General features: G+C 52.0%; 18 protein-coding genes, 4 tRNA genes and 1 other annotated feature. All 22 genes read right to left on the bottom strand.

Going from position 1 to position 19,502, the window contains the following annotated elements; all coding sequences use genetic code 11:
• Window positions 1-41: 41 nt before the first annotated feature.
• Entirely contained in the window at window positions 42-839 is a 798-nt protein-coding gene (locus LK436_RS09630; RefSeq protein ID WP_008397912.1) for a Nif3-like dinuclear metal center hexameric protein, read from the bottom strand.
• Window positions 817-1,572: a tRNA (adenine(22)-N(1))-methyltransferase gene (locus LK436_RS09625; RefSeq protein WP_008397911.1), complete on the bottom strand. Its 756-nt coding sequence runs from the start codon at window positions 1,570-1,572 to the stop codon at window positions 817-819. The genes LK436_RS09630 and LK436_RS09625 overlap by 23 nt, the downstream gene beginning before the upstream one ends.
• A 147-nt stretch (window positions 1,573-1,719) precedes the next feature.
• Window positions 1,720-2,838, bottom strand: a complete 1,119-nt coding sequence (gene rpoD, locus LK436_RS09620; protein ID WP_008397910.1) for an RNA polymerase sigma factor RpoD — start codon at window positions 2,836-2,838, stop codon at window positions 1,720-1,722.
• A gap of 80 nt (window positions 2,839-2,918) precedes the next feature.
• The gene (dnaG, locus tag LK436_RS09615; protein ID WP_008397908.1) at window positions 2,919-4,715 is read right to left on the bottom strand and encodes a DNA primase; all 1,797 of its coding nucleotides are present in this window, start codon (window positions 4,713-4,715) and stop codon (window positions 2,919-2,921) included.
• Window positions 4,716-4,759: 44 nt separating this feature from the next.
• Entirely contained in the window at window positions 4,760-5,767 is a 1,008-nt protein-coding gene (locus LK436_RS09610) for a deoxyguanosinetriphosphate triphosphohydrolase (protein WP_008397907.1), read from the bottom strand.
• Between the two features lie 247 nt (window positions 5,768-6,014).
• Window positions 6,015-7,724: a S8 family peptidase gene (locus LK436_RS09605; protein ID WP_008397903.1), complete on the bottom strand. Its 1,710-nt coding sequence runs from the start codon at window positions 7,722-7,724 to the stop codon at window positions 6,015-6,017.
• Window positions 7,725-7,836: 112 nt separating this feature from the next.
• On the bottom strand, window positions 7,837-9,177 hold the full coding sequence (locus tag LK436_RS18540) for a threonine/serine ThrE exporter family protein (protein ID WP_416207810.1): 1,341 nt from the start codon (window positions 9,175-9,177) through the stop codon (window positions 7,837-7,839).
• 100 nt (window positions 9,178-9,277) lie between these two features.
• Window positions 9,278-10,195 (bottom strand): SufB/SufD family protein, encoded by a 918-nt coding sequence (locus LK436_RS09590; RefSeq protein ID WP_008397901.1) that lies wholly within the window; start codon window positions 10,193-10,195, stop codon window positions 9,278-9,280.
• Window positions 10,195-10,932, bottom strand: coding sequence for an ABC transporter ATP-binding protein (locus LK436_RS09585; protein WP_015574312.1), 738 nt, complete (start codon window positions 10,930-10,932; stop codon window positions 10,195-10,197). The genes LK436_RS09590 and LK436_RS09585 overlap by 1 nt, the downstream gene beginning before the upstream one ends.
• 244 nt (window positions 10,933-11,176) lie before the next feature.
• A tRNA-Leu gene (locus tag LK436_RS09580) sits at window positions 11,177-11,260 on the bottom strand.
• A 3-nt stretch (window positions 11,261-11,263) separates the two neighbouring features.
• Window positions 11,264-11,347: transfer RNA gene (locus LK436_RS09575), tRNA-Leu, on the bottom strand.
• Between the two features lie 147 nt (window positions 11,348-11,494).
• Complete coding sequence (locus LK436_RS09570) at window positions 11,495-11,755, bottom strand: hypothetical protein (RefSeq protein ID WP_008397899.1); 261 nt, start codon at window positions 11,753-11,755, stop codon at window positions 11,495-11,497.
• Between the two features lie 73 nt (window positions 11,756-11,828).
• Window positions 11,829-11,912, bottom strand: a tRNA-Leu gene (locus LK436_RS09565).
• A gap of 3 nt (window positions 11,913-11,915) precedes the next feature.
• Window positions 11,916-11,999: transfer RNA gene (locus LK436_RS09560), tRNA-Leu, on the bottom strand.
• Window positions 12,000-12,322: 323 nt separating this feature from the next.
• Window positions 12,323-12,679, bottom strand: a complete 357-nt coding sequence (gene rplT / locus LK436_RS09555) for a 50S ribosomal protein L20 (RefSeq protein WP_008397897.1) — start codon at window positions 12,677-12,679, stop codon at window positions 12,323-12,325.
• 31 nt (window positions 12,680-12,710) lie between these two features.
• Window positions 12,711-12,908 carry a 50S ribosomal protein L35 gene (gene rpmI / locus LK436_RS09550; RefSeq protein WP_008397895.1) on the bottom strand — a complete coding sequence of 66 codons (198 nt, stop codon included), beginning with the start codon at window positions 12,906-12,908 and terminating at the stop codon, window positions 12,711-12,713.
• Window positions 12,909-12,940: 32 nt separating this feature from the next.
• Window positions 12,941-13,435, bottom strand: coding sequence for a translation initiation factor IF-3 (gene infC, locus LK436_RS09545; RefSeq protein WP_015544384.1), 495 nt, complete (start codon window positions 13,433-13,435; stop codon window positions 12,941-12,943).
• A gap of 249 nt (window positions 13,436-13,684) precedes the next feature.
• On the bottom strand, window positions 13,685-13,858 hold the full coding sequence (locus LK436_RS09540; RefSeq protein WP_008397892.1) for a hypothetical protein: 174 nt from the start codon (window positions 13,856-13,858) through the stop codon (window positions 13,685-13,687).
• A 111-nt stretch (window positions 13,859-13,969) separates the two neighbouring features.
• Window positions 13,970-14,284, bottom strand: coding sequence for a DUF1540 domain-containing protein (locus LK436_RS09535; protein WP_044931413.1), 315 nt, complete (start codon window positions 14,282-14,284; stop codon window positions 13,970-13,972).
• A 140-nt stretch (window positions 14,285-14,424) separates the two neighbouring features.
• Window positions 14,425-16,356, bottom strand: coding sequence for a threonine--tRNA ligase (gene thrS / locus LK436_RS09530; protein ID WP_198006647.1), 1,932 nt, complete (start codon window positions 16,354-16,356; stop codon window positions 14,425-14,427).
• Window positions 16,357-16,594: 238 nt separating this feature from the next.
• Window positions 16,595-16,802: a binding site (T-box leader), on the bottom strand.
• 94 nt (window positions 16,803-16,896) lie between these two features.
• On the bottom strand, window positions 16,897-17,967 hold the full coding sequence (locus LK436_RS09525) for a branched-chain amino acid aminotransferase (RefSeq protein ID WP_015574317.1): 1,071 nt from the start codon (window positions 17,965-17,967) through the stop codon (window positions 16,897-16,899).
• 143 nt (window positions 17,968-18,110) lie between these two features.
• Window positions 18,111-19,487 (bottom strand): MATE family efflux transporter, encoded by a 1,377-nt coding sequence (locus tag LK436_RS09520; protein ID WP_008397884.1) that lies wholly within the window; start codon window positions 19,485-19,487, stop codon window positions 18,111-18,113.
• Window positions 19,488-19,502 lie beyond the last annotated feature (15 nt).

The raw sequence follows: 19,502 nt of genomic DNA, 5'->3' as shown, positions 1-19,502 counted from the left end.
GTCACTTCCTCCTTTGCCGTCCTTGCACTTCTGCCAAAAACCTAAATCACGCAGTTTGGAAGTCCCTGGGCAGACTTCACCGCCTCAAGCCCTGGGATCTCACGCTCCAGGAATTCTTTTATAAAATCCATGAAAATCTGTTCCACGCCAAAGTGTCCCGCGTCTATGACAATCAGTCCCTCCGCAGCCGCGTCTATGCCTGTGTGGTGGCTGATGTCTCCGGTTATATAAACCTGAGCCCCGCAGGCAAGAGCCTGTTTAAGCGTCCCGCCTCCGGCTCCCGGACAGACCGCCGCCTTCTGAATCTTCTGCCCTGTTTTATCCCCGCCGTACACTGACACGCAGGGAAGTCCAAAGGCTCTCTTCACATGTTCTGCCGCCTCGCGGACCGTCATCTCTCTGGGCAGCATCCCGAAAGCGCCGATCCCGTAGGGGACTTTCTCCTCTGTTTCCCCCATGGGCTCCAGTACCTCTGTCTCCCCAAGTTGGAGGCGCTCTGCAGCCAGCTCTGCCATACAGCCGGGAGCGGCGTCGAAGTTCGTGTGCATGGCATAATACGAAATATCACCCTGAATCAGCTTTAAAATTCTCCTGCCGATGAAATCATCGTCATTGATCTTTTTAAGGGGACTGAAAATCAGGGGGTGGTGGGTCAAAAGCATATCGGCTCCAAGACGCAGAGCCTCCTCCACCACAGCGTCATCTGCATCCACTGCCACAAGCACCCGCTTTACCTCCTTATCCCTGCGTCCCACTAAAAGTCCCGGGTTATCCCAGTCACAGGCCATACTCTCAGGTGCCAGCCTGTTCAGTATCTCAATGATCTCTCTGCACTTCATTCTGCGCCTCCTCTATCAGATTCAGTTTTTCTGTCAGCTCCTCTGCCCTCTTTCCTGCACTCACTGTGTCCTGCCCCTTAAGGGATTCCAGAATCCTGCACACTGTATTTTTCTCCCGCTCCAGAAACTCCTCAAGAACCGGATGGCCGGACTCAAGCAGGCATTTCCCGTAAATATAATCGATCTCCTTTTCATATATCTGGGGCACCGGCTGCTCCGGGGCTTTTTCCTGAGCCGCGCCGGATCTTCCATCCCCCCCGGGCCCTGCCACATCCATGATGTTGTAGAACTTTCCCTCCTCCTTCACCATCTCCTCCCTCCGGATGGAAAAACCGTGTTCCAGAAGGTAGTGCCTCACATGGGCCAGATCCGACTGGGGCGAGAGGACCCACTGGGAAACGCTGTCCCAGACGTGTCTGCCCTCCTCCAGTATATGTATCTCCAGCTCTCCTCCCATTCCGGCAATCACCACCGTGTCCGCCTCCCCTGGCGCGAGTTTCTTCAGCCCGTCAGAAAGCCGGGTCTGTATTCTGCCGGAAAGTCCGGCCTCCCTGATATGTTCTTCCGCTCTCAGAAGGGGTCCCTTTCTCACATCCATAGCCAGCGCAGAGGGAACGCGTCCCGTCTGCACGAGATAAATGGGAACGTACCCGTGATCCGTCCCGATATCTGCCAGGCGGTTTCCGGGTTCCACAAAGGACGCGATCATTTCCAGTCTGTCCGATAATTTCATGTCTTCTCACTCCGTGTCTGATTTTTGCAGGCCTGTCTCCCGGCTCTGCCCGTAAAGTCTGTATTTTTCTCTGCCTGCGGATGCACCTGTCATGCTTTTTGGCATCTTCCATGCCGGTTCTCCTTCCGGCAGGCTGCAGCCTGGGTCTTAATCCAGATAGTCCTTGAGCTTCCTGCTCCTGCTGGGATGTCTCAGCTTACGCAGCGCCTTTGCCTCAATCTGGCGGATCCGCTCCCTGGTCACGTTGAACTCGCGCCCAACCTCTTCCAGCGTTCTCGGTCTCCCGTCATCCAGGCCAAAGCGCAGCCTTAAAACCTTCTGTTCCCTGTCTGTCAAAGTGTCCAGCACCTCCATAAGCTGTTCATGGAGAAGGGTATAGGTGGCAGCGTCTACCGGCACCTGCACATGGTCATCCTGGATGAAATCTCCCAGATGGCTGTCCTCCTCCTCCCCGATAGGCGTTTCCAGGGAAACAGGATCCTGGGAAATCTTCATAATCTCCCGCACCCGCTCCACAGGCATATCCAGCTTCTCCGCCAGCTCCTCCGCAGACGGCTCCCGTCCCAGCTCCTGAAGAAGCTGTCTGGAAGTACGGATCAGCCGGTTGATGGTTTCCACCATGTGTACCGGAATCCGGATCGTCCTGGCCTGATCGGCGATGGAGCGGGTAATGGCCTGTCTGATCCACCAGGTAGCGTAGGTGCTGAATTTGAAGCCCTTGGAGTAGTCGTACTTCTCCACTGCCTTGATAAGCCCCAGATTTCCCTCCTGTATGAGATCGAGAAACTGCATTCCTCTTCCCACATACCGCTTGGCAATACTGACCACCAGACGCAGGTTTGCCTCCGCCAGCCTCTTTTTGGCCGACTCGTCCCCCATCTCCATCCGTTTTGCAAGGTCAATCTCCTCCTCTGGCGTGAGCAGCGGAACCTTCCCGATCTCCTTTAAGTACATGCGCACCGGATCCTCGATGCTCACGCCCTCAGGCATGGACAATTCCAGGTTGTCCACATCGATGTCCTCTTCCTCCGTCATCTCCTCCTCCAGGAAGAGATCCGGCTCAATATCCAGATCCTCCTCCGGCGTAAGCACATCCACCTTGTTGTTTTCCAGAAAATCGTCGATCTGGTCAAGCTGGTCGGGATTCAGTATTTCGCCATGGAAAAAATCTATGATTTCTTTCTGCTCCAGCACATTTTTTTTCTTTTTCGCCAGTTCCAGAAGTTTTTCCAGCTTCTCTTCAAAAGTCAGTGTCTTTTCTTCCATAAATCTCTATCCCTCCATAGCCATACTTTCCTTTGCCTTCCCGCATCCGCCGGCGAATGAAACCGTAACCTATTTTCTCCTTATTCCAATGAAATATGCAGATTGGCAAGCTCTGCCTGCTCCTTTATAATCCGCTGAAGCTCGTTCAGGTCCGAAGCATTCCTGCTCTGGTAATCCAGACTGCTCTTCTTCACCTTGAGAACTGTATCTGCAAAGGCCTTCTTCTGCTCCTCATTGCTCAGGGAGTCATTAAGGCTTGCGTTAAAAAGAGCAGCCACCTCCCTGTAATTCCCCTCGTCGTCGATAAAGTGATTTAAAATCGCTGCAGGATTCACCTCTCCTTTTTCGTGTCCCTCGAACACCATCTCTGCTGCTCTCCGGTAAAGAGGCTTTACAAAATCCTCCGGACCGATAATCCCGCGTATTTTCTCAAACAGCCTGGGTTCCTCGATCAGCCAGGTCAAGAGCAGCCGCTCCGACTGGCGGATGCCCTCCTCCCTGTCCCTTTTCTTCTGAATTTCCCTGGGCTTCTGAGCGTAGGTTTCCCCCACTCCCTCCCTATCGGCTCTCGTCCCGGGCAAAGCCGAACCGTATCGGCTTCCCAGGCTGTTTACCAGCCGTTTCAGGTCCTCATAGCTGATAAAATACTCCCTGGACACAGCCTGGATATAGTTGTCTCTCTCCAGAGCCTCGGAAAACTCCAGAAGCTTTCTGGCCGTCTCATTGTAGAAAGCCGTCTTCTGCTCCGGATCCTCCATACTGTATTTTTGCCGGATCGTGTCGATCTCAAACAGGAAGCTGTTCCTGGCCTCACTGATCCGCTGGCGGAAGGCGTCCGCTCCCAGGCTTTTAATAAATTCATCGGGATCCTTGCAGGGCTTCATATTCAGCACCTTCACCGACATGCCCACCGCTTTCAGAATCGGAATCGCCCGAAGCGCCGCCTTTACTCCCGCGCCGTCGCTGTCATAGGTCAGGATGACCTGATCCGTATAGCGCTTAAGCAAAGCTGCATGCTGGGCTGTGAAAGCAGTTCCAAGAGAAGCCACCGCGTTTGTGAAGCCTGCCTGGTGCATGGCGATCACATCCATATAGCCCTCGCACAGCAGCATATACTTCTCTCTGGAAAGCCTTGCAAAGTTCAGCCCGTACAGATTCCGGCTCTTGTCAAAGAGCTTCGTCTCCGGAGAGTTCAGATACTTCGGCTCCCCGTCTCCCATCACGCGGCCGCCAAAACCGATAACCCGGTTGTTCACATCCATAATGGGAAACATGACCCGGTTCCAGAACTTGTCTCTGGATCCTCTCTCCTCTATGGTGACAAGCCCCGTTTCCTTCAAAAGACTGTCGTCATAGCCCTTTGATTTCAGGAAGCGGTACAGATCGTCGCTTGTCTTGTTGGCAAATCCCAGGCCAAAGTGGCGGATCGTCTGATCCGTGAGCTCTCTCCCGGTCAGATACCGGTATCCCGCCTCCCCCTGGGGCTGCTTTAGCTGATAATAAAAATAGTTGGCAGCCAGTTTATTGATCTCAAGAAGCGCCGCCCGCAGATCTGCCTGAGCCCTGGCCTCCCTGGAGTATTCCACCTTCGGCAGCTTCACGCCGCTTCTCTCTGCCAAAAGCTCCACCGCCTCCCGGAACGAGTAATTTTCGTACTCCATCACAAAGGTGAACACATTCCCGCTCACTCCGCAGCCAAAGCAGTGATACATCTGCTTGGACTGTGACACGGAAAAGGACGGCGATTTCTCGTGATGAAACGGGCAGAGCCCGAAATAATTGCTTCCCTTTTTCTGAAGCTTCACATAACCGGAAATAATATCCACGATGTCGCTTCTCGTTCTGACTTCCTCTATTACTTCCTCAGGATAATACATGAAAACCTCCTGTTTCTTCTGGTACTTTTCCGGCAGGCTCCCGCCTACACTTTAAAAGATTTCGGTACAAACAGCTCCTTGAACCGCTCAATGGCATACACGTCCGTCATACCGGCTATGTAGTCACAGACGGTTCGTTCCAGCGTTTCCTTTCTTTTTTCCATCCCCTCCAGGTATTCTGCCGGCAGCTCCTCCGGTCTTCTCATATAGTAGTCGTAGAGACAGACGATGAGCTGCTGCGCTCTCCCCTCCTCTGCCTTGGCCGCTGTCCCCCGGTATACATTCTCAAACATCCACCGCCGCAGGCCGTGCATGGCAGCCTCCATCCCGGCAGACATGGAAATCCTGGGCCTGTCCAGGCTCTGACCGATCAGGTCGTGGATCATGGTATCCAGCCGCTCCCTCACGCTGTGTCCCAAAATATCCGTATACTCCCGGGGCAGATCCTCCTCCACAAAAATTCCGGCCCGGATAGCATCGTCTATGTCATGGTTAATATAAGCTATCTTGTCAGAAAGACGGACAATGTGCCCCTCCAGTGTAGCCGGATTGCCGGAGGTACGGTGGTTCAGTATCCCGTCCCTGACCTCCCAGGTCAGGTTCAGTCCCTTTCCCTTCTTTTCCAGCACCTCCACCACCCTCAGTCCCTGACTGGCATGGGTGAAGCCTCCGGAAACCAGTCCGTTTAAAACCGCCTCCCCGGAATGCCCGAAGGGCGTGTGTCCCAGATCGTGGCCAAGGGCTATGGCCTCTGTCAGAGACTCATTGAGCCGCAGCGCCCTGGCTATGGTCCGGGCAATCTGGGATACCTCCAGCGTATGAGTAAGCCTGGTTCTGTAGTGATCCCCCTCCGGATCCAGAAATACCTGGGTCTTGTGCTTCATCCGGCGGAATGCCTTGCTGTGGAGGATCCGATCCCGATCCCTCTGATACTCAGGCCTTATGTCGCAGAGAGGCTCCTGCCTCTCTCTGCCCTTCGTATCCCTGCTTAAAGATGCATAGGGGCTTAAATATTCTCTTTCCCACTGTTCGGTCGTTTCTCTGATGTTCATGCAATCACATCCTTCGTTCCTCTCAGGCTGGCCGGCTGCCAGCTTTCAGCGGCCGGAAAACAGCAGACAGGTTCGTCCGGCAGCTCTGGTTCCAGCCAGCGTGACAATAATTTCCAAACTTTCCCGATTATCATGTCATTATATCATATTTTCACCTGTTTTAACAGTGTTTATTTCTGAAAATTTTAACAATTATTGATGAAATTTGTCACACTTCGCATGATACACATATGATCTCTATTACCAATCAGAGTGGGAAACTGTCCTCCAGGCAGAGGATCCCAAAGCCCAGCCGCTCATTAGGATAGACATTTTCCCCGGGAAGAGGCTTCGCCCCCCGGATCAGGTAGGCCTTTATTTTTTCGCCGTAGAGGAAGGGATCGTTGTTCTCCACAATTCCCCACTGCATCAGGAGGGCGGCGCTGCCGCTGGCAAAAGGGGCGGCGAAGGAGGTTCCCGTCACCGCCTCATAGCCCCCTCCGGCCCGCGGAGCGAGGATTCCCACGCCAGGAGCGGCCAGATCCGGTTTAACCCGGGTGTCCAGCCTGGTAAATCCCCTTCCCGAAAAATCGGCGAAGGAAGGATAGGAATCATCGTAAGCACTTACAGAGATCACCCGGAACGCGGTAGAAGGAATCGTCAGAGTTGTGTTGGGCTCCGGTTTCAGGAACCGGGTAGAGCGGTTCAGCACTCCCCCTCCCGGAAGCCAGAGATCATACTGTCCCACCGCCACCTTCCTGGGCGTCAGGCGGATTTTCCAGATTCCACTCTGCACATAGTCTCTGTCCGGAATAAAATCCAGATAAATCTCCTGTGCCTGGCTGTACGGGCTGGGCTTTCCGTAGTAGAGCAGCACAGTCGTTTCTCCAAACCGGATCCGCTGAGGCCCCAGCTTATCGCTGATCACTCCGGTTGTGAGACCTCCGGGACTTATAATTGCAATCTCCACAATATCCGAGTACAGCTTCCACAGCTGGACGCCGAATCCCGTTTCGTAGTCGGCCACAGACAACTCAATCTCCGTGTCCTTTCCCATGGAAAAACGGCCGGAGGTATGTCCCCTGCTGCTGCCCTCATTTCCCGTCCCTGTCACAATGACTGTTTTCCAATAGTTAGAAATATCATCAATGTAGGTTTCCAGCAGGCTGGTGCCGTCATGGGAGCCATAGGAGTTTCCAAAGCTCAGATTGACTGCTACCGGTTCCCCGTAGGAAAGGCCCCTTCTCACCACATAATCCAGAGCCTTCATAAGCTCCGTGGTTCGCGGAAAGGAATTTTCCCTTGGCGTTCCAAGACGCACTACCAGGAGATCACTCTCATAGGCCACTCCCCGGTTTCTGCCTCCGCTCTCTCTGCCGTTCCCGGCTGCAATCCCTGCCACAGCCGTCCCGTGGCCGCTCAGATCCCTGGACGGCACAACCTCCTCAGCCCCGCTTCTGCTCCCCCGGCTCAGAGCCTCATTGATCTCCTCTCTCGTGAACACGCGGTCCAGGCTCTGATCCCACATTTCCAGGATCCTTGTGGTACCGTCCTGGTTTCTGAAATCCTCATGGTAATAGTCAATGCCGGAATCAATTATCGCCACAATCGTCCCCTTCCCTGTCAGCCCCCTGGCACCTGTCTGCACCGGGTTAATGCAGGAAGCGGCTCTGGCCTGCACCACGGCAAAGTTCAGACTTTTCGGTTTTTCTATGTACTCAATCTCAGAAAAGGAGGCCAGAGCATCGATCAGAGGCTCCGGCACAACCAGAATGGCGTACTCGTTGGAAAGTTCCTCGACCTCAGTCCCCGGCAGGGCCTCCGCCACCTTCTCAAGGCTTCCATTGTACTTTACAATCAGCTCCCATTTGTTATCCACCGGGTTAAAACCCACACCCAGCTGTCCGGATCTCTCCCTCTCGTTTTCCGTGGCATCCAATGCCAGGTTCAGAATATTCTCGATTTTCTGATCATTCATAGACACACGCTTCCCATACTATTACATCTATATTTATGAGGAAACGTCCGGAAAAATGACTCTTTTTATTCATAAAAGGAAATGAGGCGCCTGGCAGAGCTCATGGCCCGGGTCATGGCGTGCCCTTTCCCTGCGGCTTTTCTGCCTTCCCCGTCCGCCTTCCATGGCCTGCCAGACGTATGAACAGCCCCTGAGGCAGCTCAAACACAAACACAATGCCCAGCACAATGGCAGCTGCTGATTTCATGGCTGAGTAGCCGGTCTGGACTGCCATGAAAAGCTCCTCCATGACAATGTGGTACACAGTCCAGTAAACGCCTGCTCCCGGCACTAAGGGAAAAATTCCTGCTATCAGAAAAATGGTGGCAGGACACCTCTCCAGCACTGCTGCCGTTCTGGACAGAAAGATCACCACTGCCGTAGCCGCAAAGCAGGGACCGGAGCCTGGAAGGATGAGCTCTGTGAGGGAATATACCAGCCACCCTGCCCCTCCGATGAGCCCGCAGTAGGGATAGTACTCTCTGGGGACCCCAAAAAGCAGAGAAAAGCTGACTGTTCCCACAACGGCAGACAGAATTTCCTTTCCCATCAGAAGCAGCCGGGAGCCTGCCGTCTGAAATTCAGCCACCTGGCCGGAGCTTCCTGCCAGATCCGTCACCCTGAGAAGGTCCCCCCACGGCCCCGGAGCCATGCTCACTGCGGAGAAACCGATTCCCACCCCGATGGCGATGCAGAAAAAGACCAGAAGAGCGTCCAGCATCCGAACAGATCCAGATATGTAATCCCCATCTGCTATATCCCGGATGGCGTTGGTAAACGCCACCCCCGGCACCAGAGGCATAATTGAGCCAATCATCATATAGTTCAGATTCTCCCCGGCCCCTGCCAGGTAAAAAATACTGCACACCAGTGTGACCAGAGCTCCGCCTCCGATGTTTCCCACTATTTTCGACAGATGGGGCGCGCCCAGCCACAGCACATAGAGGTAGAGAAGGAGCCCAGCCAGAAGAGCTGCCAGACTGTCCCTTGCAGTTCCCCCAAACAGGAGGCAGAAGGCTGCGCTTCCCACTCCCGAAGCAGCCACCTGCATCCACCTCTTCTTGCCGGGCATCCTCCGTATGTTCTCCAGGATCTGTCTGGCCTCCTCGATAGAATGTTTTCCCTCCACAATCTCCCTCGACAGCTGGTTGACTGCAGCCACCTTGTCCAGATGTGTGCCGCTCACCGGTATGTGCTGTACCTTAGCGAAAAAGCTCTCTCTGGCGTTTCCTGCAGTCAGGAAAATTCCATTGCTCAGCACAAAGGCATTTTCCGAGCTGACGCCGTAATGGGCGCAAATTCTGTCAATGGTTTCCTCGACACGGTAAATCTCCGCTCCATTTTCGAGCAGGATGTGTCCGGCCAACAGGGCGGTGTCGAGAATCTCCTCATCCTCCTGTTTTCCCACACTCATTTCCTCCCTTCCCCTCTGAGCGTTTTTTAATCTGTGGCATCCAGCCAGAAAAAAGAGGACGCATGGCATTCCTCCTTTCCATGCGTCCCCGGCTGTTTCCCTATTTTAAGAACCCGTTTACGATCTGAGCCTCTGCCTCTGCCTCCGTCAGGCCCAGAGTCATCAGCTTGATCAGCTGCTCCCCCGCTATCTTGCCGATAGCCGCCTCGTGGATTAAGGCCGCATCAATATTGTTGGCCGTCAGCTCAGGAACAGCCTGAATCCTGGCCTCGTCCATGATAATCGCATCGCACTCCGTGTGTCCGCTGCACCTGCTGTTGCCTGTGATATTGGAAATATAGAGCTGGTGAGAGTGATCCCTGGCAACCGAACGTGAAATCACGTTGGCGCTGGAGTCTTCTCCGTTTAAGTCTACGTGGAAGCGGCTCTCTGCATCCTGATTTCCGTGGGTCATCAGTCTCTCCTTGATCACAATTCTGGCCTCCCTGCCGAGAACTGCCTTTGTCTCTCTCTTCGTGGAGTCCACGCCCTTAATCTGGACGGTTTCCATCTCCATATAGCTGCCCTCGTCCATAGTCACCTCTGTGACAGGGTTCATGATACGTTTTCCGTTTCCGTCGCCGCTTCCATAGTGCTTCTCCACATAGCGGATCTTCGCACCCTTTCCGATAAAAAAGCGGTGGATTCCGTCATGGCGGGAGGAGGCGTCTCCTCCGTTGTGAATCCCACAGCCGGCCACGATCGTCACGTCGGCGCCGTCTCCGATATAGAAATCATTGTACACAGTCTCTGTCAGGCCGCTCTGGCTTAAAACGACAGGGATATGTACGCTCTCGTTCTTCGTACCGGGCTTAATATAAATGTCAATCCCTGACTTGTCCTCTTTTGTCACAATGTCGATGTTGGCCGTCGTATTTCTCTCAGCCGTCTGGCCGTTTGCGCGGATATTGTAGGCTCCGGCAGGGATACCGTGAAGATCCGCCACTTCCTCCAACAGAGTCTTCTGAATCTCGTCCATTACTGCTCCCTCCTGTAAAAATCACATGCCTCCACTGCTGACGCGGTTCCTAAAATCTCCGGAAGGATTTCTTCCTTCTTTCCCTGCTTCGTGATGCGTCCGTCCGCAATCACCACGATCCGGTCTGCAATATTTAAGATTCTCTCCTGATGGGAAATAATGATGATAGAACCCTTTGTCCTCTCCCTCATACGCTCAAATACCTGGATCAGGTTCTGGAAGCTCCAGAGGTCAATTCCTGCCTCCGGCTCGTCAAATACAGAAAGCCTGGACGCTCTCGCAAGAACCGTGGCAATCTCAATCCTCTTTAGCTCACCGCCGGAGAGACTGCCGTTTACCTCACGGTTGATATAATCCCTGGCGCACAGTCCCACCTCTGAGAGATAGCGGCAGGCGTCAGCCACTGACATCCTGTCATCGTGGGCCGCCAGGCGGATTAAGTCAAGGACCTGAATCCCCTTAAAGCGCACCGGCTGCTGAAAGGCAAAGCTGATACCCATATTTGCCCTGTCCGTAATGCTCTTGTCCGTAATATCCTGCCCGTCGAACAGAATGGAGCCCTCCGTCGGCGTCTTGATTCCGGCAATAATCTTTGCAAGGGTGGATTTTCCGCCTCCGTTGGGACCGGTAATTACCACAAACTCATTGTCCTCTATGGTTAAATCCAGGTTGTGTATGATTTCTCTCTGCTCCTTCTCCTCCTGGACTTCAAACGAAATGTTTCTAAGTTCCAGCATAGTGGCCCTCCTTTGTATCGTATTCTGGCTGAACGGGCCCTCGCCGGGCCGCATTTTCCACAATGGGTATTATATACTAAATTGCCCTGTTTTACTATACTTGTTCTCCAGTTCTATCAAATTTTGTGCGGACCGGCCTTTCATCCGGCGCAGCGCGATCCTCGCGGAGCGTTTTTATATAACAGAGAACGAAGTTTCCTGTTACATAAAGAAAAAAGCTCTGAGCACCTCAGAGCTTTCATCATGCAGAAGAAGAGACTCGAACTCTCACGGTATCGCTACCACACGGACCTGAACCGTGCGCGTCTGCCAATTCCGCCACTTCTGCGTATGCGGGAGATGGGACTTGAACCCACACGATCATACAACCACTAGATCCTTAGTCTAGCCTGTCTGCCAATTCCAGCACTCCCGCATGTCTTTTATTTTGTCTTGTTGTTTCCAACGAAAGGTATTATAGCACAGGGGAATGGGTAATGCAAGCACTTTTTTCAAAAATTTACAATTTTAGTTTCAGTTCAGCCATGCGAAGATTTGAACAGGAAAATGCGTTGAAAGCGTGCTACAGCCGGCGTATGATCCACTGAGCCTTATCAAAGTCCCCTGTCTTCACTCTGATCCGGTATTCCTTCGGCTGACCGCTGCCTGCTCCGGCGCTTCCCATGCAGGACCGAATCGTTCCCCGGCCCGGGAAGGCCCATCGCGCCAGCCTGTCGTTTACATCCCAGTCATACCGGATCCCTGCCTGCTCCAGCGCAGCGCGGATCTGGTTAAACTGAGCCATATCGCTTCCCTGATATAGGATCTCCGTCTTTCCGAACATGTTTCATCCGCCCCTTTCCCAGACTCTGTTTTTGTAAAGGAAAAAAGCTCTGATTACCTCAGAGCTTCCATCGTGCAGAAGAAGAGACTCGAACTCTCACGGTATCGCTACCACACGGACCTGAACCGTGCGCGTCTGCCAATTCCGCCACTTCTGCGTATGCGGGAGATGGGACTTGAACCCACACGATCATACAACCACTAGATCCTTAGTCTAGCCTGTCTGCCAATTCCAGCACTCCCGCATGTCTTTTTCAGTTGTTTTGTCGCTTTCCTTTCGACGTTTTGTAGTATATCATAACAGACGGGGTTTGGCAAGCTTTTTTTGCAATTTTTTTTATTTTTTTAATTATTATGATTTTCCTTGATTTTCTGCCGATATGCGGAGTTCCCCGCGAAGTCCCTCCTCGCCGGGTCTTTCTGCTTCCCGTTCTCCCCAGAACAGCAGGATCTCTCCTGCAGAACAAAAATGCCTGAAAACAGAAGGCAGATCTCTGCCCTGCTGTCCTCAGGCACTCCATGATTCCAATTCAGGAATTGTAAAAATCCAAGTCAGGCAAACTGAAAATTAAGCCAGTTTGGACTTAGCCAGCTCTGCTAACTTTGCAAAGCCCTCTGCATCGCTGATAGCCATGTCAGATAATACCTTACGGTTCATCTCAACGCCAGCCAGCTTTAAGCCGTACATGAACTTGCTGTAGGATAAGCCGTTAATGCGTGCAGCAGCGTTGATACGTGCGATCCAGAGCTGTCTGAACTGTCTCTTTCTCTCCTTGCGGCCTGCGTAGGAGCTCTTTAATGCTCTCATTACAGACTGCTTTGCGATTCTATACTGTTTGGAACGAGCGCCTCTGTAGCCTTTAGCCAGTTTTAACACTCTGTTATGTTTTTTCTTAGCGTTTAATCCGCCTTTGATTCTTGCCATCGGTTATTTCCTCCTTCTTAAACTCTCAATCTTATAAGTATGGTAAAATCTTCTTCATTACTTTTGCGTTTGTAGCGTCAGTAACGATGTCTTTTCTAAGATTTCTTTTTCTCTTAGTAGATTTCTTAGTTAAGATATGGGATTTGTAAGCCTTGTTTCTTACTAACTTTCCTGTTCCTGTTGTTTTAAAACGCTTAGCAGCAGCTCTGCTTGTTTTCATTTTAGGCATGGTTATTTTCCTCCTTAGATAATGGTCTATTTTTAACGTTTTGCAGTTAAAAACATCACAATGCTTCTTCCCTCAACCTTGGAAGGCTTGTCGACAACGGCAATGTCGGACAGCTTCTCAGCAAAATCGTCGAGGATGTACTTGGTTTTTGACATATGAGCCATCTCACGGCCTCTGAAACGAAGGGTAATCTTGACTTTATTGCCTTTCTCGATAAACTTTCTGGCAGCGCTCACCTTTGTGTTCAGATCGTTGTCATCAATATTAGGTGACAGGCGCACTTCCTTCACCTCGATAACCTTCTGTTTCTTTTTAGCTTCTTTTTCCTTGCGAGCCTGCTCGTATCTGAACTTGCCGTAATCAATGATCTTGCATACCGGCGGCTTTGCGGTAGGAGCAATCTTTACCAGATCAAGCTCTGCCTCTCTCGCCAGCTTGTAAGCATCCTTTGCGGACATGATGCCGAGCTGCTCTCCATGTTCTCCAATCAAACGAACCTCTCTGTCCCTAATCTGTTCGTTAATCATTAAATCGCTAATGGCCGTACACCTCCATACTGTGATGATGAATGAATCAATAAGAAAGAATCCTGCTTCGCAGGATTCCCCGCCTGCGGCAGGCCGCAAAAGCGGCATTTTCCTCTCTGCCGCAGCGCGATCCTTGCGGAGCGTTTTTATATAACAGGGAACGAGGTTTCCTGTTATATAAAATAAGCGGGCAGTCAGACTACCCGCTCACAGACTATAGAAAACTCCAATAAAGGATTATTTGCTATCTCATATGAACCACTGGTCACTTCCCTGTGCCAGGGTGAGGCGGATACCTGCTTTCCTGATGTTGTTTCTCACAACTTTTGCTATTATACTATGGCCGTTCCGTTCTGTCAATAGGTTTTCTGTGTTTGCTGCATATTTTTTCCTGTTCCGGATCCGCACTCCCAATTCTTTCATTTTTCACGCATCCGGCCCATGGACGGCTCTCGCAAGCTTCCGGCCATGCAGGGGGTTTTTCCCTTGATATACAGACAAACGGGGGAGCTCAAATCTGCTCCCCCGCCCATTTTAGCGTGCCTTAAAGCTGGAACATTCCGTCTGGTATGCCTCTGTGGCATTGCCCCCTGTAATTCCGATGTGCTCTGCCACACAGAACTTATCCTTATTGTAAATGCAGTTTTCTGCCTCGCAGGCCACCTGCAGCTGGCTCTCCGGCGTTTTGAACAGGTTTGTAAAGACTCCACCCTTCTTTTCATCGAAGCTTGCACAGCAGGTATCGCACTTCTCCATTGCGGTCTTTCCCTCTACGGTGATGGAGCCGCGGCAGCAGCAGTTCTCTGCGTTGTGAATACATCCTGTTACGTTACAGTCAAGTCTGGTCATCACATATTCCTCCTTTATCCTGGCGATTTTATTTTGAAATACGCCGTTATCTGTTTCCGCCCGGCCCATGCCAGGGCTTTTGCGGATTCAGGATTATTATGTGACAATCCGGCAGAATTATCCCGTTCTTTCAGCAGTTTTTAGTTTTTCTTTTCTTCCATCTTTCTCATCTCTTTGGATGCGATTTCTTTCTGGATTTTTTCGATAAAGCTTTCTAAGGAAGAAGCTCCCTCATCGCCTGCAAAGCGGCTTCTCACAGATACGGTTCCCTCTTCCTCCTCCTTCTGGCCGACAACCAGCATGTAAGGAATCTTGTTTGTCTGAGCCTCGCGGATCTTGTAGCCGATCTTCTCCGAGCGGGTGTCAACCTCTGCGCGGATTCCAGCCTCGCTTAAGGACTCATAAACCTTGGCCGCATAGTCTGCATACTTATCGGAAATCGGAAGCACCTTAACCTGTACAGGAGCCAGCCAGGTCGGGAATGCCCCTGCAAAATGCTCAATTAAAATTCCGATGAAGCGCTCAATGGAGCCGAACACAACACGGTGGATCATGATCGGTCTGTGCTTCTCGCCGTCTGCCCCTGTGTACTCCAGCTCAAATCGCTGCGGAAGCTGGAAATCCAGCTGGATGGTTCCGCACTGCCAGGTTCTTCCGATGCAGTCCTCCAGGTGGAAGTCGATCTTCGGGCCGTAGAATGCGCCGTCCCCCTCATTTACCACGTAGGGCAGTCCCAGCTCATCGAGGGCGCTTCTGAGTCCCTCTGTTGCAAGCTCCCAGTCCTCATCGCTTCCCATGCTGTCCTCCGGTCTCGTGGAGAGCTCTACATGGTACTTGAAGCCAAACAGAGTGTAAACCTCGTTGATGAGCGTGGCAACACCCTTGATTTCGTCCTTGATCTGCTCAGGAGTCATGAAAATGTGGGCATCGTCCTGTGTGAAGCAGCGAACGCGCATTAAGCCGTGGAGCTGTCCGGATTTCTCATGGCGGTGAACCAGTCCCAGCTCTCCCATGCGCAGAGGCAGATCCCGGTAGGATCTGGGCTCGGATGCATATACGAGAACGCCTCCCGGACAGTTCATCGGCTTGATGGCATAATCCTCCTCGTCGATCACCGTTGTGTACATATTGTTCTTGTAGTGATCCCAGTGGCCGGATGTCTCCCAGAGACTTCTGTTTAAGATAATAGGAGTGGAAATTTCCACGTATCCTGCCTTTTTGTGAATCTCTCTCCAGTAATCAAGCAGAGTATTTTTAAGCTGCATTCCCTTGGGAAGGAAGAATGGGAAGCCAGGGCCTGCATCATGCATCATAAATAATCCCAGCTCTTTTCCCAGCTTTCTGTGGTCACGCTTCTTGGCCTCCTCCATCATGGTGATGTAGGCCTCCAGCTCCTCCTTCTTAGAGAAGGCTGTAGCGTAGATACGGGTCAGCATCTTGTTTTTCTCGCTTCCGCGCCAGTATGCGCCTGCCAGGTTCAGCAGCTTATATGCCTTCCCCACATCCTTTGTGCTCATAAGGTGCGGTCCTGCGCACAGATCTACAAACTCTCCCTGGCGGTAGAAGCTGATCTCTGCTCCCTCAGGCAGATCCTCAATCAGTTCTACCTTATAAGGCTCCTCCTTCTCCTTCATAAAGGCGATAGCCTCCTCCCTAGGAAGGGTGAAGCGCTCGATAGGAAGATTTTCCTTCACAATCTTTTTCATCTCGGCCTCAATCTTTCCCATATCCTCTACCGTCATGGGGCTGGCCGGATCCACATCGTAGTAAAATCCGTCTGCAATCGAAGGCCCGATGGCCAGCTTCGTATCCGGATATAATCTCTTGACAGCCTGAGCCATCACGTGGCTGGCTGTGTGGCGCAGAGCGGCAAGTCCCTTCTCATCTCTGGCTGTCAGGATATTGAGCTGGCAGTCCTTATCGATCACCGTTCTTAAGTCCACAACCTCTCCATCCATCTCTCCTGCACAGGCAGCTCTCGCAAGCCCCTCGCTCAGATCCTTTGCAATGTCCAGGACAGACATTGCAGATGCGTACTCCTTCACAGAGCCGTCTTTTAATGTAATCTTCATCTCTGTATCTCCTTTTGCCATTTCTTGTTTTTTCCCTGTCTGCCGTGCCTAAGAAGCCGGCATGCAGGCACAGAAGCATAAGAAAGAATCCTGCTTTGCAGGATTCTCCGCCTGAGGCGGGTCGCGAAAGCGACATTTTCCTTTCCGCCGCAGTGCGATCTCCGCGGAGCGTTTTTATTTAACAGGGAACGAAGTTTCCTGTTAAATAAAAAACCCCCTGCCATGCGCTGCGCGCACGGCAAGGGACGATATACTCGCGGTTCCACCCTCCTTGCATAAAGCAGTTCTGCCTTATGCCTCTCGTTTGTGATGATAACGGAATCACCGTTCCCGATTAAGGGACACTCAAAGATGGTTTTCAGACAAACTCCCTGTAAAGCGCTTCCACCATATGCGCCTCTCTCTGGACAGCTCCCTTGCCCTACTCTTCTTCTCAACGTGTTTCTCTGTAAAATGCTTCTGTTTCTTTCTTGATTATATCATCGGTTTGTGTTTTGTCAAGTGCAGAGAACAGATTTTCTTTTCTCTGCTTTTTTAACTCTACTTAACCTCTACGCTCCATCCCTCCGGGCCTTCCAGCTTGCCTAACTGGATGCCTGTAATGGTATCGTAGATTTTCTGGGTCAGAGGGCCAATCTTGCCTCCCGTTATCACCATCTTCTCATTCTCATAGCGGAGCTCTCCCACCGGTGATACAACTGCCGCTGTTCCGGTTCCAAAGCATTCCTCCATGGCTCCTGTCCTGGCTGCCTCCACAATCTCCTCCACGGAAATTCTGCGCTCCTCCACCGGAACGCCCCACTTCTCGCACAGCTCGATGGCGGATCTCCTGGTGATTCCCGGAAGAATGCTTCCGTTTAACTTGGGCGTTACCACTGTGCCGTTAATCTTAAAGAAGATATTCATGGCGCCGACTTCCTCGATATACTTTCTCTCTATGCCGTCCAGCCAGAGAACCTGGGCATAGCCCTCGTCGTGGGCCTTCACCTGAGCTGCCAGGGATGCCACATAGTTTCCTCCCGTCTTAGCCTCTCCGATTCCGCCCTTCACGGCTCTCACATACTCGTCCTCAATCCAGATCTTCACCGGATCCAGGCCGCTCTCATAGTAGGCGCCCACCGGAGAGAGAATAATCAAGAATTTATAGGTATCTGACGGCCGCACTCCGAGGAACGGATCCGTTGCAAACATAAACGGTCTGATGTAGAGAGAGGTTCCCGGCTTTGTGGGAATCCAGTCACGGTCGATCTTGACTACCTCCTTTAACCCCTCCAGAAACAGCTCCCTCGGAATCTCCGGCATACAGAGACGCTTATTGCTGTTGCAGGCCCTCTCCCAGTTCTTGTCAGGGCGGAATAAAAGCGTCCTTCCGTCCTCGCTCTTGTATGCTTTCAGTCCCTCGAACATCTCCTGTCCGTAATGGAATACCATACAGGATGGATCCAGAGAGAGCGGCTGGTAGGGCACAACCCTGGGATCTACCCATCCCTGTCCCTCAATATAGTCGCATACAAACATGTGATCAGTAAAAATGGTCCCAAATTTTAATGGATCATCTGCTGCCGGCTTCTGCTTCGGCGCGGTCGTTTTCTCAATTCTTATATTGTACATGGGCCCTCGCTTCCTTTCTCTAACCGCAGATTCACAAATCTGCGTTCCGTCTGATTGTGTTATAAACATTATCGGCTAAGGCACTTAAATTGTCAATAATATACTGTCTTTTTTCGCAAATCGAATAACAGTATAACCGGCGGTTATACTGTTTTAGCTCGCTCCCGCCTTGTCAGCTCTGTCCATACAAGAAGAAGCATGGTTCCGAAGCACGCAGCCCCGCCGATAAAGTTCGAGATCGGCTCTGCCAGAAACACGCCGTTCGTCCCCATCCCGAACACAGACGGCAGCAGCAGCGTAAGCGGCACTACAATCACTACCTTGCGGAAAATAGAGAAGAAAATGGCCTGCCTTGACATTCCGAGCGCCACAAAAACAGCCTGCCCCGCAAACTGCAGAGACATCATGAAAAACCCGAAGAAATACAGACGAAGCGCCGGAACTCCCGCCTCGATAAGGGCCTGATCCTGGTTGAAAATCCTGATGAAGAACTCCGGAAATCCGTGGAGAAATGCCCATGCCAGCGTGGTATAGGCTATGGAGAACAGGGAGGTGAACACGATCGCCTTTTTCACCCGTCCATACTCCTTAGCCCCATAGTTAAAGCCCATAACCGGCTGGGCGCTGTTTGTGACGCCCTGCACCGGCATGGACGCCACCTCCCGCAGGGAGTTGATGACTGTCATAACGCCCACATAGAGATCCCCTCCGAATGTCTGAAGCGTCGCATTGCACACGATCTGCACGGTACAGTTGGTGATTGCCATGGTAAAACCGCTCATTCCCAGTCCCACAATGGCCCGGATTCTCTTCCACTGCGGACGCAGGCAGGACAGCCGGAGGCGCAGTATGGTTCTTTTTCCTGTCAGGAAACGCACAATCCAGACAGCGGAAAAAAACTGGGAGATAATCGTCGCCAGGGCAGCCCCCCGGACTCCCATGCCAAGGCCGAAAATGAAAATCGGATCCAGGATGATGTTGGCCACCGCCCCCAGAAGGACGGTGCACATCCCCACCTTCCCAAATCCCTGGGAATTAATGAAGCTGTTCATTCCAAGCCCTACCATGACAAATATGCTTCCCAGAAGATAGATGGTGATGTAGGCGTCGGCAAAGGGATATGTAGAATCGCTGGCCCCAAAGGCATAGAGAAGGGGCTTCTTAAAGAGCAGACCAAGCATAGTGAGAAAAACCCCGAAAACCACCAGCATGGTAAAGGAATTCCCCATAATCTTCTCTGCCTCTTCCAGGTTTCCCCTCCCCCTCTCAATGGAACACAGAGGGGCACCTCCCATTCCGAACAGATTGGCAAAGGCGATTACCATGGTGATCATGGGCAGGGACAGCCCGATTCCGGTCAGGGAGAGGGTGGCATGTTCCGGTATCCTTCCTATATAAATCCTGTCCACAATATTGTAGAGGACATTGATCAGCTGGGCCAGTGTCATGGGAACTGCCAGACCTAAAATATTTTTTACAACGCTCCCCTTTGAAAAATCGTTTTCCGCCGTCCGCTCCATCTTTTCTTCTCCTTA

The organism is Clostridium sp. M62/1 (genome assembly GCF_020736365.1).
Taxonomy (GTDB): Bacteria; Bacillota; Clostridia; order Lachnospirales; family Lachnospiraceae; genus Otoolea; species Otoolea saccharolyticum_A.
The sequence above is the reverse complement of the archived record's forward strand: the minus strand, read 5'-3'. Positions and strand labels throughout refer to the sequence as shown.